This is a genomic window from Pseudomonas sp. GM55 (genome assembly GCF_000282395.1).
In the GTDB taxonomy this organism is placed as follows: domain Bacteria; phylum Pseudomonadota; class Gammaproteobacteria; order Pseudomonadales; family Pseudomonadaceae; genus Aquipseudomonas; species Aquipseudomonas fluorescens_CC.
The window spans coordinates 1-14,371 of the sequence record NZ_AKJJ01000069.1 but is presented as its reverse complement, the minus strand read 5'-3'; the positions used below and the strand labels follow the sequence as shown (position 1 = coordinate 14,371).

Annotated in this window: 10 protein-coding genes and 2 tRNA genes; 3 read left to right on the top strand and 9 right to left on the bottom strand. The window is 57.2% G+C overall.

The genetic code is table 11. The features are described from left to right. The first annotated feature begins 1 nt into the window (after window position 1). The 3 genes from PMI31_RS18760 to PMI31_RS18750 all read left to right on the top strand — a co-directional run bounded on the left by PMI31_RS18760 (window position 2) and on the right by PMI31_RS18750 (window position 3,752). Window positions 2-1,330, top strand: coding sequence for a TolC family outer membrane protein (locus PMI31_RS18760; RefSeq protein ID WP_008019830.1), 1,329 nt, complete (start codon window positions 2-4; stop codon window positions 1,328-1,330). Between the two features lie 247 nt (window positions 1,331-1,577). Beyond that, complete coding sequence (locus PMI31_RS18755; protein ID WP_043302486.1) at window positions 1,578-2,708, top strand: carbon-nitrogen hydrolase family protein; 1,131 nt, start codon at window positions 1,578-1,580, stop codon at window positions 2,706-2,708. Between the two features lie 3 nt (window positions 2,709-2,711). Beyond that, window positions 2,712-3,752, top strand: coding sequence for an AraC family transcriptional regulator (locus PMI31_RS18750; protein ID WP_008019828.1), 1,041 nt, complete (start codon window positions 2,712-2,714; stop codon window positions 3,750-3,752). A 370-nt stretch (window positions 3,753-4,122) separates the two neighbouring features. Here PMI31_RS18750 and PMI31_RS18745 read toward each other — a convergent pair whose 3' ends face one another. From PMI31_RS18745 to PMI31_RS18705, 9 genes are all read right to left on the bottom strand, one after another. Further along, complete coding sequence (locus tag PMI31_RS18745) at window positions 4,123-4,968, bottom strand: DUF2242 domain-containing protein (protein WP_008019827.1); 846 nt, start codon at window positions 4,966-4,968, stop codon at window positions 4,123-4,125. A 203-nt stretch (window positions 4,969-5,171) separates the two neighbouring features. Further along, entirely contained in the window at window positions 5,172-7,043 is a 1,872-nt protein-coding gene (locus PMI31_RS18740; protein WP_008019826.1) for a SurA N-terminal domain-containing protein, read from the bottom strand. Between the two features lie 233 nt (window positions 7,044-7,276). Next, window positions 7,277-7,549: an HU family DNA-binding protein gene (locus PMI31_RS18735; RefSeq protein ID WP_002552737.1), complete on the bottom strand. Its 273-nt coding sequence runs from the start codon at window positions 7,547-7,549 to the stop codon at window positions 7,277-7,279. Window positions 7,550-7,697: 148 nt separating this feature from the next. Continuing rightward, the gene (gene lon / locus PMI31_RS18730; RefSeq protein WP_008019825.1) at window positions 7,698-10,094 is read right to left on the bottom strand and encodes an endopeptidase La; all 2,397 of its coding nucleotides are present in this window, start codon (window positions 10,092-10,094) and stop codon (window positions 7,698-7,700) included. A 161-nt stretch (window positions 10,095-10,255) separates the two neighbouring features. Further along, entirely contained in the window at window positions 10,256-11,539 is a 1,284-nt protein-coding gene (gene clpX / locus PMI31_RS18725; RefSeq protein WP_008019824.1) for an ATP-dependent Clp protease ATP-binding subunit ClpX, read from the bottom strand. A 111-nt stretch (window positions 11,540-11,650) separates the two neighbouring features. Next, window positions 11,651-12,286: an ATP-dependent Clp endopeptidase proteolytic subunit ClpP gene (gene clpP / locus PMI31_RS18720; protein WP_008019823.1), complete on the bottom strand. Its 636-nt coding sequence runs from the start codon at window positions 12,284-12,286 to the stop codon at window positions 11,651-11,653. Between the two features lie 93 nt (window positions 12,287-12,379). Continuing rightward, window positions 12,380-13,690, bottom strand: a complete 1,311-nt coding sequence (gene tig, locus PMI31_RS18715) for a trigger factor (RefSeq protein WP_008019822.1) — start codon at window positions 13,688-13,690, stop codon at window positions 12,380-12,382. Window positions 13,691-14,076: 386 nt separating this feature from the next. Continuing rightward, window positions 14,077-14,152 (bottom strand) — tRNA-His (locus PMI31_RS18710). 77 nt (window positions 14,153-14,229) lie between these two features. Further along, window positions 14,230-14,314, bottom strand: a tRNA-Leu gene (locus tag PMI31_RS18705). Window positions 14,315-14,371 lie beyond the last annotated feature (57 nt).

Below are 14,371 nucleotides of genomic sequence, written 5' to 3'. Positions count from 1 at the left end.
GATGGAATGTCGTTGCCTGCTCTTCTGCCTGCTGGGGCTGGCCCTGCCGGCCGACGCAATGGACCTCAAGCAAGCCTGGGATTTGTTGCAATTCCAGGGCCCTATCTACCAGGCCTCCGTGCATGAAAAAGAGGCCGGCCAGGAAAACCGCGCCATTGGCAAGGCTGGCCTGCTACCGCAAATCAATGCCTCGGGCTACCACAACAAGGTCAATGGCTCCCAAAGCCAGAGCGGCATCGACAGAGACCTCCATTACGACTCCAAGGGCGCCAATGTGCGCCTGCGCCAACCGCTGTTCAACAAACAGAAGATGGCCGAGTACCGCCAGGGTCAGCAGCGTGCCGACTACAGCAACGCGGTGTTCGATGCCAAGACCCAGGACGCCGCGGTGCGCTTGTCCGAAAGCTATTTCGATGTGCTCCTGGCCAGCGAAACCATCGTCCTGGCCAAATCCAAGTTGACCGCCTTCGAAGAACAACTCGCTTCGGCGAAGCGACGCATGGAGCTGGGGGCCGGCACCGTCACCGACATCGACGAGTCGGCCGCTCGCCGCGACCTCGCTGACGCCGAGCTGATCGAAGCGCAAGACAATCTGATCAACGCGCGCCGCAAGCTTGAGGAATATATCGGTGAAACTCCCGAGTCACTGACCACCTTGCGCCCGAGCTTCGATACACCACCGCTGCTACCGAGCAACCTGCAGGACTGGTTGGTCAAAGCCCAGACCGATAGCCCGCTGATCCATGCGCGCCGCTATAGCAGCGACCTCGCAGCAGAAGAAGTGAATCGTGCCAGGGCTGGCCACTGGCCAACACTGGACTTCATTGCCGGCTACACCGCGGGTGAGAGCCAGTCACTCTCCGAGTTGAATCAACGCAACCACTACGGCTCGATCGGGCTGGAAGTCAATATCCCACTGTACAGCGGTGGCGGCGTCAGCGCGCTGACACGCCAGGCCAGTGCCAATAGCGATAAAGCCATGGACGAACTCGACGCCGCGCGACAGGAAGTCATCACCGAAACCACCCGTGAGTATCAAGGCATTCTGAGCGGCGCCAAACGCATTCGCGCGCTGGAGAAGGCCGTGGAGTCCAACGAACGCTCACTGGCATCGTCACGCAAGGGCTTCAAAGAGGGCGGCACCAGCACCAACTCGGACGTCCTCAATGCCGAAGAGCTGCTCTTCGTTGCGCGCCACGATCTGTTCGAAGCCAAGATACGCTATTTGATGTCGCGCCTGCGTCTGGCCTCCTCGGTGGGCAACCTGGGCGACGACGATATCAACCAGATCAACGACTACCTCGGCCCGGAACTGCTGGTCACCAAATGACGCTTAACAGCCTGCCGGTCAAGCAAAGTGATGGCTGACCGGCACTCCCCTCCCATGATCCCCACCCTGTCAACGCACTTCTCGTTTGACCCATTGGTTCATGGCTGCATCCCGGCGCAGAAAGGCAGCCGCCAGCGAAAAGACAGCCAACGTTGAAATTTGCCCACTAAGCCCTTGATTCCCTTTATGCTCGATCCAGCCCCTAATGCAAAGCCAAGCCCGGCTCCAGGCTGTAAACTGTTTCCCCATGCGCAAACTTTTGTACCTGACATGCTCCATGGCGTTGATCGCCGCCCTCACGACCTACGCGATGTGGGCCGCGGACCGGCCGGTGGGTCATTACCTTTCGGACCTGCGGATCAACCTGGCTGTCGATCGGGGTACGCCTGCGGACCGTGGCAATCTGTTGGGCATTCAGCCCGAATTGTTTCCTACCGATTATCAAAGTCCCGAGCGTTTGCACCGCAAGCTCGCGGCCTATCTGCAAGCAGCCCGTGACCAGGGTTTGTTGAACGGCAAGACTGTCGTCGTGTTGCCGGAACATGTCGGTACCTGGCTGATGGTCAGCGGCGAGAAGGATGAGCTGTATCAGGCCAGCACCCTCAAGGAGGCCATGAACTGGCTGGCGGTGAGCAATCCCCTGAAGTTCGCCAAGGCGTTGATCAACGCCGAGGGTGGCAACCGTCTGGACGATGCCCACCTGCGCATGAAAGCCAAGGCGATGGCCAGAGACTACCAGGCATTGTTCGGAGGGCTGGCCAGGGAATTCCATGTGACGCTGGTGGCGGGCTCCATTGTGCTGCCCGAACCGAGCATCATCGACGGCACCTTGAAAATCGGCCGCGGCGCGCTGTACAACAGCAGTGTCGTGTTCAACAACGAAGGCCTGCCGATTGGCCAGCCCCAGCGCCAGATGCACCCCTTCTTTGCAGAACAGAACGGAATCAAGGCGAATGGCGAGCACTCGCTCAACGTCGTTGATACCCCCGCAGGAAGGCTGGGTGTTTTGATCGGCCAAGACAGCTGGTACCCGGAAAACTACCTCAAGCTCAACGACCAAAGCGTACGGCTGGTTGCGGTGCCGGCCTTTGTCGCCGGCCGTGGCACCTGGGATCAGCCGTGGCGCGGCTACAGGGGGGCGTCGGAGCCGGTATCGGTCAACCTGAAGCCTGGAGAAGTCAGTGAAGGCCAAGCCTGGCAGCGCCTGACCCTCACGACCCAGATACCAGCCAGTCAGGCTGTCGCTGGCATGAGTGTGTTCCTGCGGGGCCAGTTCTGGGATCAGGGCAGCGCCGGGCAAAGTTTTCTCAGCAGCAACGGCCAGCACTTTGCCGATGGCAATGCCCAGGGTGCGCGTTTGCTGAACCTCTGGTTGTAAGCCATGAAACCGCAGCCGATGCGCCTCGGCGATCTGTCGGTGGGCTTTGTTCATAGCCTGGCCGATGCCGTACGCAGTCACGGCGTCGATCCGCAGCCATTGCTCGATCAATACGGCCTCGATGCCGCACGCCTGAGCGAAGCCGGTGCGCGGCTGTCGATACCGCGCTACATGCGCCTGGGCCACAGCGCCATTCAACTGACTGACAACCCGGCCCTTGGCTTGCGCATGGGACAACTCAGTCGCCTGAGCCAGATCGGCCTCGCAGGCGTCACCGCTGCCCAGGCGCCGACAGTACGTGAAGCCGCCCGCTGCCTGATTCGATTCGAAGCCTTGTATGGTTCCAATTATCGGGGGCAATCAAGCTTTCACGAAGACGCCCAGGGCGCCTGGCTGCGTTTCTATTCGATCAGCCCCTATAACGCCTACAACCGCTTCGTGGTGGATTCGATCATTGCAGGCTGGTTGCAGCAATTATCCAGTGTCAGCCCTGCCCCGCTGCGCGCCGAACGTATAGAGATCGAATTCGAGGAGCCCGGTTACCGCGCGGCCTATGACGTTTTGGGAGACTGTCCGATTCAGTTTGGTGGCGAGCGCAATCAACTGCGCCTGAGCCTGGCAAGTCTCGCCCAGCGCAACCCCGAGCATTGCCCGAGCACCTGGCGGCATTTGCTGCAACTGTGCGAGCGGGAGCTGGAACAATTGACACGCACCCGCAGCCTGCGTGAACGCATCATCGCGCTGCTGGGACCGCTGCTCAATGGTGGCCGGGAACCCGACCTGGAAGAAGTGGCGGCACGCTTGAAGCTGCCCACCTGGACCTTGCGCCGCAAACTTGCCGAGGAAGGCACGCAGTTTCGCGCAATCCTCAATGAAACCCGTCGCGATCTGGCCATGACCTACATACGCGACACCGAACTGGCGTTCGGAGAAATCGCCTACCTGCTGGGCTTTGCCTCAGCCGAAGCGTTTCAACGCGCATTCAAACGCTGGAACGGGCAGACCCCCGGCGAATTTCGCCGCAGCCATAGAAAAACAGCCTGAAGCCTCTAGCTGCAAGCGACAAGTTGAAGCTTTAAAGCTCAGTAGCGTCTTCTGCGGGCTCCAGCGGATCCAGTTCAAACGCCTGGTACTCGAGCAGCTCTTCTTGATAATCGTCCATTTTGAATCCCCCAACCCGTATTGAAAACGTCTGAATAAATGACCCATTCCTTGAGCATAAAGTGCCTGCGTGAAAGAAAAATGACGCGGACACGACACTCTGTCGCTACTGAATAAAACGTAGCAGCTGGTCAGGAATTTATCATTGGTTTTTTTCGCGGGAGACCGCAGAACAGCGAACTTGCTTGATGCGGGTCAATCATTGAGGTGGCCATAGGACCGGTTCATCTGATCCGATCCTGTGGCGTCACCATCACTGGCCAGTGACAGGCATCGCGGGAATGGGTTCGCTCGGCGGTGGCAGGTCACTCGGGTTCGACGGTGGCGTGACGATTTCAGGGGCCAGTACAGGCTCTACACTGGCCGGTGTGATCGGCGCCGCTTCAGGAGGCGACGCAACCGGCTCGGAAGCCGTAGGCGTTGCTACTGGCCCAGGAGCAGCTGCAGCAGGCTCTGCAGCAGGTGTCGCTGCCGGAGCAGGCGCGAGCGGTGCCGGTGCCGGTGCGGCCTTGGCTTCAGGCATGCCCAGGTCTGTTTTCGGCTTCTCGGTGATGTGCGCAGCCTTTTTCGCTTCCGGCGGCAGGAACAGTTCGACCAGTGCGAAGAAACGTTCGTAGAACTTGGCAGACGATACGGTTTCGCTGGCAACCTTGACCATCGAGTCATCAGAGGAGCCGATCGGCATCGACACCGAGCCCAACACCCCTACACCCAGACTGGCGGAGTTGTTGGTTTTCTTCAGCGCATAACGATCCTGCAGGGCGTTGGCGAACACGGTCGCGTGATGCCCTTCACTGCCATCATCGGCACACACCACACTGAAGCTGATCTCCATGTGGTTCTCGCCAGTCTGCTGGAAACTCTTGTGACCGCTGACCAGCTTCGAATCGTTGCTGGTGATGATGTAGCCCTGACTGAGCAAGGCGCGACGGGCGGCTTCACAGCTCTGGATATCGGTGACTGGATAGTTTCGGGAAAAGGTGCCGGAATCGTCGAAGTTCTCATGCTCGTAGATGGCGCTTTTGTTCGATGAACAACCGGCCGCAGCGGCAAGCATGGCTGCCAGCGCGACAATCCGCATGGGAAGTGATTTAAACATTGAACATCCTGAGGAAAACGGTTCGGGGCATATTGTGCAACAGATCGATGCTTAGCGGAGCATCGATTGTGTCTTAAAACGGCTACAGGCTGATTGACCCCGGTTTTGCGCAAAAGTCACCGCGGCAAATGACGTACGGCCAAACAAAAAGACCCCGGCCTTTCGGCCGGGGTCTCCTGTACAGCGCAAAACCTGGTCAGGCATCAGTAACGCTGGATGTCCGCCTGGCTTTCCAGCTGCTTGCGATAAGCCGCAAAGTCTTGCTGGCCGATGCGCGAAGCGAGGTAGCGACGATACTGTGCTTTCTCTTCTTCGGTCGGCGCCACTGCCTCGTTCACGCCATTGAGGCGCACGATCATCAGGTTGCCATCCGCCAGCGTCACGCTGGTGAAGGTCGGCTTGTCCTTGGCCGCTGGCTTCGCCATGCGGAAGAGCGCTTGCAGCACAGCAGGGTCGACCCCTTCCTGAGCGCGAGTCGCCGCTTCAGTAACCTTCCAGGCCTGGCCGTCGACCGCTTGATTCAGCGGGGTCTTGCCATCGCGCAGGCTGGCAATCAGGGCTTCTGCCCTGGTCTTGGCATCGGCGCTGGCGTGCTCCTTGGCCAACTGCACACGGATCGCGGCAGAGACGCTCTCCAGTGGCAATTGCGAAGGTTTCAGGTGTTCCTTGGCACGCAAGACGACCACGGTTTCCGGATCGAGCTCAATGGCAGTGCTGTTCGCACCCTCATCCAGGACTTCCGGGCTGAACGCGGCAGTGATCACGGCACGGTTGGCTGCAATACCCTCACCACCTTCACGGCCAAACGGCTTGGAAGTCTGGACGGTCAGTTTCAGGTCCTGCGCTGGCTGCGCCAGATCGGACGCTTCGAACGAGGCGTCTTCCAGTTGCTTGCTCGCCTCAACGAAACGCTGCTCGACCTGCTGGGTTTTCAGACCACGGGTCAGCTTGTCTTTAAGACTGGCGAATGTTGGCACTTCTGGAGCTTCCACACCCAACAGTTTGATCAGGTGGAAACCGAAGTCGGTGCGAACCGGCTCCGAGACCTGGTCCTTGGCCAACGAATACAGGGCCTTTTCGAACGCTGGGTCGTAGACGCCAGGACCGGCATAACCCAGGTCACCGCCGTTGTTCGCCGAACCAGGATCCTGCGAGAACTCCTTGGCCAGCGCCTCGAATGTCTCGCCCTTGGCCAGACGGGCCTTAATCTCTTCGATCTTCGCCTTGGCTTGCGCCTCGGTGGTCTTGTCATTCACTTCAATCAGAATGTGCGCAGCCCGGCGTTGCTCGGACAGGTTCGCGATTTCTTTCTGATAGGCCGCTTGCAGGTCTTCGTCCTTGACGCTGACCTGATCGAAGAAGGAAGCCTTCTTCAGCTCGAGGTAATCGATGACCACCTGGTCCGGTGTCATGAATTCCTTGGCATGCTCATCGTAATAGGCTTTGACCTCTTCGTCGGTCAGCTTCACAGCCGCCGGGTCGGCCTTGATGTTCAGGGAGGCAAAATCGCGGGTCTGTTTTTCCAGACGGGCAAACGCCAGCACCTGTGCATCGGTCACGAAACCGCTACCTGCCAGGCCGGCACGCAGCTGGCCAATCAGCATTTCCTGAGCCAGCATCTGGCGGAATTGCATGCGGCTATAGCCGAGTTGGCGAATCACCTGGTCGAAACGCTCGGAGCTGAACTTGCCATCAACCTGAAACTCCGGTGTTTGCAGGATGACCTGATCAAGCGCCGCTTCGGAAAAGGCGAACTTTGATTTTTCTGCGCCTTGCAGCAGCAGCTTGCGATCGATCAGGCCCTTCAGAGCCGATTCGCGCAACATTTTTTCATCCAGCAAGGAAGCATCGAAATCCTTGCCCAGCTGTTGCATGAGCTGACGGCGTTGCATATCGACCGCCTGGCTCAGTTCGTTCTGGCTGATTTCATCGCCGTTGACCTTGGCCGCATCATTGCTGTGCGACGTGGCCTTGAAAATGGCATCGAAACCGGTCAAAGCCATCAGAACAACGATGACCCCGATAATAGTCTTGGCAATCCAGCCTTGTGAATTGTCCCTGATATTCTGCAGCATGCGTCCCCCAGAAACGGTTGAACTTCAAAATTAGGCAACCGTGGAGCGTGGGTAGAATCCGGATAGAAGAAAGGCGCATCCGAGGATGCGCCTTCTCGTAACTGGCGGAGCGGATCGAGGGCTCGAACGGGCGACCCTCGGTGTCTTGAACCGGCGACCTGCAGTCAGGACTGCCGCTCCGCTGCCAAGTCAGGCATGACCCCGACCCGGATGGGTAAAAACCTGAATCGAACTTAGTTGACAGCTTCTTTCAGTGCTTTACCGGCTTTGAAACCTGGTTTTTTGGCTGCGGCGATTTCCAGCGTCTTACCGGTCTGCGGGTTACGACCAATGCGAGCTGGACGATCAGTTACGGAGAAAGTACCGAAACCAACCAGAACAACAGAGTCGCCAGCCTTCAGAGCGCCAGTGACGGATTCGATTACAGCGTCCAGCGCACGGCCAGCAGCAGCTTTCGGGATATCAGCGGATGCAGCGATAGCATCAATCAGTTCCGACTTGTTCACTCTAAGTCCCCTTATATCTATTTGAGTATGATTCTAAGTTTTTTGGTGAAAGCAAAAACGAGTGCTGAATGGCCTACAGACACTTAAGAGCCGCTTTATAACAAGGGCTCTAAAAAGCTGTCAAGGAAGCCCCCCAGGCAAATACGTACTAATGCGTGCTAATTCTTTCCTTAGAATCTGCGTCGCGTTTCTCATCCTTCGCGACTATCTCCGGAGCCACGTCCGGCAAGGGCTCCGGCGCGTATTGCAACGCAATTTGCAGGACCTCGTCAATCCATTTAACCGGTTTAATCTGTAGATCCTGCTTGATATTGTCCGGAATCTCTTTGAGATCGCGCACATTCTCTTCAGGAATGATCACAGTCTTGATTCCGCCGCGATGGGCAGCCAGCAGTTTTTCTTTCAAACCGCCAATCGCCAGTACCTGGCCACGCAAAGTGATTTCGCCGGTCATGGCGACATCCGCGCGTACCGGAATGCCGGTCAATGCCGACACCAGGGCCGTACACATGCCTACACCGGCGCTAGGACCGTCCTTGGGAGTCGCCCCCTCCGGCATATGGATGTGCGTGTCGCGCTTCTCATGGAAGTCCAGGGGAATGCCCAGGCTTTTCGCCCGGCTGCGAACAACAGTCAAGGCAGCAGTGATCGACTCGACCATCACGTCACCCAAGGAACCGGTCTTGATCAACTGGCCTTTGCCCGGTACCACAGCGGCTTCGATGGTCAGCAGTTCGCCACCCACCTGAGTCCACGCCAGCCCGGTCACCTGGCCGATCTGATCCTGCTGCTCGGCCAGGCCGTAGCGGAATTTGCGCACGCCCAGGAAGTGCTCCAGCATCTCTGCGGAAACCTTCACCGAGAAGCGTTTTTCCAGCGCATGCTCCTTGACGGCCTTGCGGCAAACCTTGGCAATCTGACGCTCAAGCCCACGCACACCGGCTTCACGGGTGTAGTAGCGGATGATGTCGCGGATCGCTTCTTCGTCAAACTCCAGCTCGCCTTTCTTCAGGCCATTGGCAGCAATCTGCTTTGGCGAAAGGTATTTGACGGCGATGTTGATCTTCTCGTCTTCGGTGTAGCCCGGCAGACGGATCACTTCCATCCGGTCCAGCAACGCCGGCGGGATGTTCATCGAGTTCGAGGTGCACAGGAACATCACATCGGACAGGTCGTAATCGACTTCCAGATAGTGATCGTTGAAGTTGTGGTTCTGCTCGGGATCGAGCACTTCCAGCAACGCCGATGCCGGATCGCCACGCATGTCGCTACCCATCTTGTCGATTTCATCGAGCAGGAACAGCGGATTGCGGACACCCACTTTTGTCATCTTTTGAATCAATCTTCCTGGCATCGAACCGATGTAAGTACGGCGATGACCACGAATTTCCGCTTCATCACGCACGCCGCCAAGGGCCATGCGCACGAATTTGCGGTTGGTGGCGTGAGCGATCGACTCCGCCAGGGACGTTTTACCCACCCCTGGAGGACCGACCAGGCACAGCACCGGACCACGAATTTTCTTCACGCGTTTTTGCACGGCGAGGTATTCGAGGATGCGTTCCTTGACCTCTTCCAGGCCATAGTGGTCGGCATCCAGAATGTCTTCGGCGCGCGCCAGGTCCAGGCGCACCTTGCTCTGGGCCTTCCACGGCACTTGAACCAGCCAGTCGATGTAGGAGCGCACCACGGTCGCTTCCGCGGACATCGGCGACATCTGCTTGAGCTTGTTCAGTTCGGCCGTCGCCTTGGCCAGCGCGTCTTTTGGCAGGCCGGCGGCATCGATACGCTTTTTCAGCTCTTCGACTTCGTTGTGACCTTCGTCGCTGTCGCCGAGCTCTTTCTGAATGGCCTTCATCTGCTCATTCAGGTAGTACTCGCGCTGACTGCGTTCCATTTGTTTTTTGACGCGGCCGCGAATGCGTTTCTCGACTTGCAGCAGATCGATCTCGGCATCCAGCAACGCCAGAACGTGCTCGACCCGGGCCGACAAATCGATGATCTCGAGGATTTCCTGCTTCTGTTCGATCTTCAGGGCCATGTGCGCGGCCATGGTGTCCACCAGGCGGCCCGGCTCGTCGATGCTGTTGAGCGACGACAGGACTTCAGCCGGGACTTTCTTGCCCAACTGAACATATTGCTCGAACTGCGACAACAGGCTGCGCACGAACACTTCCGACTCGCGCTCTGGCGCATCGACTTCGTCGATCAGGGAGACTTCGGCACGGCAGTGACCGTCCACTTCGCTGAAGCGCTCAACGGCGCCCCGCTGCTCGCCTTCGACCAGAACCTTGACCGTGCCGTCAGGCAGCTTAAGCAGCTGCAGAACGGTAGCAATTGTACCAACGCGATACAGGGCATCTTCACCGGGATCGTCGTCAGCCGGGTTTCTCTGGGCCAGCAGAAGAATCTGCTTGTCACCCGTCATCGCAGCCTCGAGGGCTTCGATGGATTTCTCGCGCCCCACGAACAGCGGGATAACCATGTGCGGATAAACCACGACATCACGCAATGGCAGGAGAGGCAATTCGATGGTTGTCTTCATGATTTCGCCTCTACGGCGGCCATAAGGCCGTAAACAGATGGAAGTAAGCTTGAAACCAAGATGGGGGCTGCCTTGAAAAAAAACAAGCACAAAGACAGTGTTAAAACCCGCAAAAAGCAAAGGGGCCCGAAGGCCCCTTCTTTATTCAAGCTGCGTGACGCTTAAGCGTCTGGCGCGGCCTTGGCGGTCGGCTCACTGTTTTCATAGATATACAGTGGCTTGGACTTGCCTTCTATCACGCTTTCATCGATCACTACTTTGCTCACCTCGGATTGCGAGGGGATTTCATACATAGTGTCGAGCAATACACCTTCGAGAATCGAACGCAGGCCACGGGCACCAGTTTTACGCTCCAGGGCACGCTTGGCGACCGATTTCAGAGCGTCGGAACGGAATTCCAGATCAACGCCTTCCATCTCGAACAGCTTGGCATACTGCTTGGTCAGGGCATTTTTCGGCTCGGTGAGGATCTGCATCAACGCAGCCTCGTCAAGCTCGTCCAGCGTGGCAAGTACCGGCAGACGACCGACGAATTCCGGGATCAGACCGAACTTGACCAGATCGTCAGGCTCGACTTCACGCAGGGATTCACCGACTTTCTTGCCTTCTTCCTTGCTGCGCACTTCCGCGCTGAAACCGATGCCGCCCTTGGTGGAACGGTTTTGAATAACCTTTTCCAGACCGGAGAACGCACCGCCGCAGATGAACAGGATGTTACGGGTGTCGACCTGCAGGAACTCCTGCTGCGGATGCTTGCGACCACCTTGAGGCGGAACGGAAGCGACCGTGCCTTCGATCAACTTGAGCAAGGCCTGCTGCACGCCTTCACCGGAAACGTCCCGGGTGATCGACGGGTTGTCAGACTTGCGCGAAATCTTGTCGATTTCATCGATGTAGACAATGCCCATCTGGGCTTTTTCTACGTCGTAATCGCATTTCTGCAGCAGCTTCTGAATGATGTTCTCGACATCTTCACCCACGTAACCCGCCTCGGTGAGGGTGGTTGCGTCGGCGATGGTGAACGGAACGTTCAGCAAGCGGGCCAGAGTTTCGGCAAGCAGGGTTTTACCCGAGCCTGTCGGGCCGATCAGCAGGATGTTGCTCTTGCCGAGTTCGACGTCGTCATTCTTTTTGTCACGCTGGTTCAGGCGCTTGTAGTGGTTGTACACCGCTACGGCCAGAACCTTTTTCGCACGCTCCTGACCAATCACATACTGATCGAGGATGCCGCTGATTTCTTTAGGCGAAGGCAATTTATGCGCGCTGCTTTCAGCCTGTGCTTCCTGCACCTCCTCGCGGATGATGTCGTTGCACAGGTCGACGCACTCGTCGCAGATAAAGACCGAGGGGCCGGCAATCAATTTGCGCACTTCATGCTGGCTTTTGCCACAGAAGGAGCAATAGAGCAGCTTGCCGTTGTCCTCGCCGTTGCGGGTGTCAGTCATTCGTTCGATCCAAATCCGATAGGCTTGCAACACAAGATGAAGGCTATTGCGGGCTTTTTCAAGCCCGCTGGTGTCGGACCCGCCGACCAAGCCTGTTTTGAGCTGCTTATTTTAAACAGGACGCTGGCTGATCACTTCGTCGATCAAGCCGTACTCACGTGCAGCATCTGCACTCATGAAATTGTCGCGGTTGGTATCGCGCTCGATTTCTTCAAGAGTGCGCCCGCTATGTTTGGCCATCAGCGTGTTGAGACGCTCGCGGATAAACAGGATTTCCTTGGCGTGGATTTCGATATCCGACGCCTGCCCCTGGAAACCGCCCAGCGGCTGGTGAATCATCACACGCGAGTTCGGCAGGCAGTAACGCTTGCCGGGGGCACCGGCCGTCAGCAGAAACGCGCCCATGCTGCACGCCTGACCGATACAAGTGGTCGACACGTTGGGCTTGATGAACTGCATGGTGTCGTAAATCGACATACCCGCCGTCACCGAACCGCCCGGGGAGTTGATGTAGAGATGGATGTCCTTGTCCGGGTTTTCCGCTTCAAGGAACAGCAGTTGCGCACAGATCAGGTTGGCCATGTAGTCCTCTACCGGGCCAACCAGAAAGATCACTCGCTCCTTGAGGAGGCGCGAGTAGATGTCGTAGGCGCGCTCGCCACGAGCGGACTGCTCGACAACCATCGGGACCAGGCCGCCTGCGGCCTGGATATCAGAGTTCTGCTGAATATACGAATTACGGAACATGCTCTGCAGTCACTCCCAAATAGTTATGTCTTGAATACGCATAAGCCAGCTCGAAGGCTGGCTTATGGTGTTTGCTTCTTACCGCAAAAGTGATCAGTCGGCTTGTGGTGCTTCTACCGGCTTGACCGCTTCTTCGTAAGAGACCGATTTGTCGGTCACGCTAGCTTTCTGCAGAACAGTATCCACAACTTGCTCTTCCAGCACAACCGAACGAACTTCGTTCAGTTGCTGGTCGTTCTTGTAGTACCAGGACACAACTTGCTCAGGTTCCTGGTAGGCCGAAGCCATTTCCTGAATCATCTCGCGAACGCGGGCTTCGTCTGGCTTGAGGTCGAATTGCTTGACCACTTCAGCCACGATCAGACCCAGCACTACACGACGCTTGGCTTGTTCTTCGAACAGCTCGGCCGGCAGCTGGTCAGACTTGATGTTGCCGCCGAACTGCTGAACAGCCTGCACGCGCAGACGGTCAACTTCGTTGGACAGCAGAGCCTTTGGCACTTCAATCGGGTTGGTGGCCAGCAGACCGTCCATTACCTGATTCTTGACCTTGGATTTGATCGCCTGACGCAGCTCACGCTCCATGTTCTTGCGAACTTCGGCACGGAAACCTTCCAGACCGGTTTCCTTGATGCCGAATTGAGCGAAGAACTCTTCGGTCAGTTCTGGCAGCTTTGGCTCGGAAACGGTGTTTACAGTCACGGTGAACTCAGCGGTTTTGCCAGCCAGGTCCAGGTTCTGATAATCCTCTGGGAAAGTCAGGTTCAGAACGCGTTCTTCACCGGCTTTAGCGCCAACCAGGCCATCTTCGAAACCAGGGATCATGCGGCCGGAACCCAGAACCAGCTGAGTACCCTTGGCGGAACCACCAGCGAACACTTCACCGTCGACCTTGCCGACGAAATCGATGTTCAACTGATCTTCGTTCTGGGCAGCGCGATCGGCCACTTCGAAACGGGTGTTCTGCTTGCGCAGGATTTCCAGCATCTTGTCCAGATCGGCATCAGCCACGTCAGCGCTCAAGCGCTCAACGGTGATACCTTCGAAACCGGCAACGGTGAACTCAGGGAACACTTCGAAAACAGCGACGTATTCCAGGTCCTTGCCCGCTTCCAGGGATTTTGGCTCGATCGAAGGCTGACCAGCCGGGTTCAGCTTCTGCTCAACCACAGCTTCGTAGAAGGAAGACTGGATCACGTCGCCCACAGCTTCCTGACGAGCATCGGCACCGAAACGGCGCTTGATTTCGCTCATCGGCACTTTGCCTGGACGGAAGCCAGCAATCTTGGCCTTTTGGGCGGTCTGCTGCAGACGCTTGTTGACCTGGCTCTCGATGCGCTCAGCCGGCACGGTGACGCTCATGCGGCGCTCAAGAGCAGTAGTATTTTCAACAGAAACTTGCATGGATATTCCTCGTTGCACAGACGTTAGCCGGCCGTTTCCGACCCCAGAATCAAGGGCATGCATTCTAGTGGGTCAAACTCAAGAAGTCACCCTACTGAAAACGGGTAAAACAGCAGCAGGCAATTTATAGGTGCGAATGCACGAATGCACCTCGCCCCGATGGCAGATACAACCAATCACGTCAGGGCTCTGCGCCGACCTTTCCATATATAGAGAAGGCAGCCAATCATCTCCCTGACAGCCGATCCCGCAAGCAAGGCCGGCGGGCAGGACTGCATCATCGAGAAACATAAATACGACGAAACGCCCTGCCCCTGCGACCCGGAACCTGCGGCCGCTGAAACAAAAAAGGCGCCAGACTTTTCAATCTGGCGCCTTTCGAAATATGGGGTGGACGATGGGGATCGAACCCACGACAACGGGAGTCACAATCCCGTGCTCTACCAACTGAGCTACGCCCACCATATTGCCTGTTAAAGAAGCCAAACAACTTCTTTATCAAGCTCCAGCCAGGCCGACAGCCTGAGTGAAGCCTTATTTGGTGCGGATGAAGAGACTCGAACTCTTACGCCTCGCGGCGCTGGAACCTAAATCCAGTGTGTCTACCAATTCCACCACATCCGCGGATGAAGCCGTTAAAGCAAAGGCGCCAGACTGTTAATCTGGCGCCTTTCGAAATAT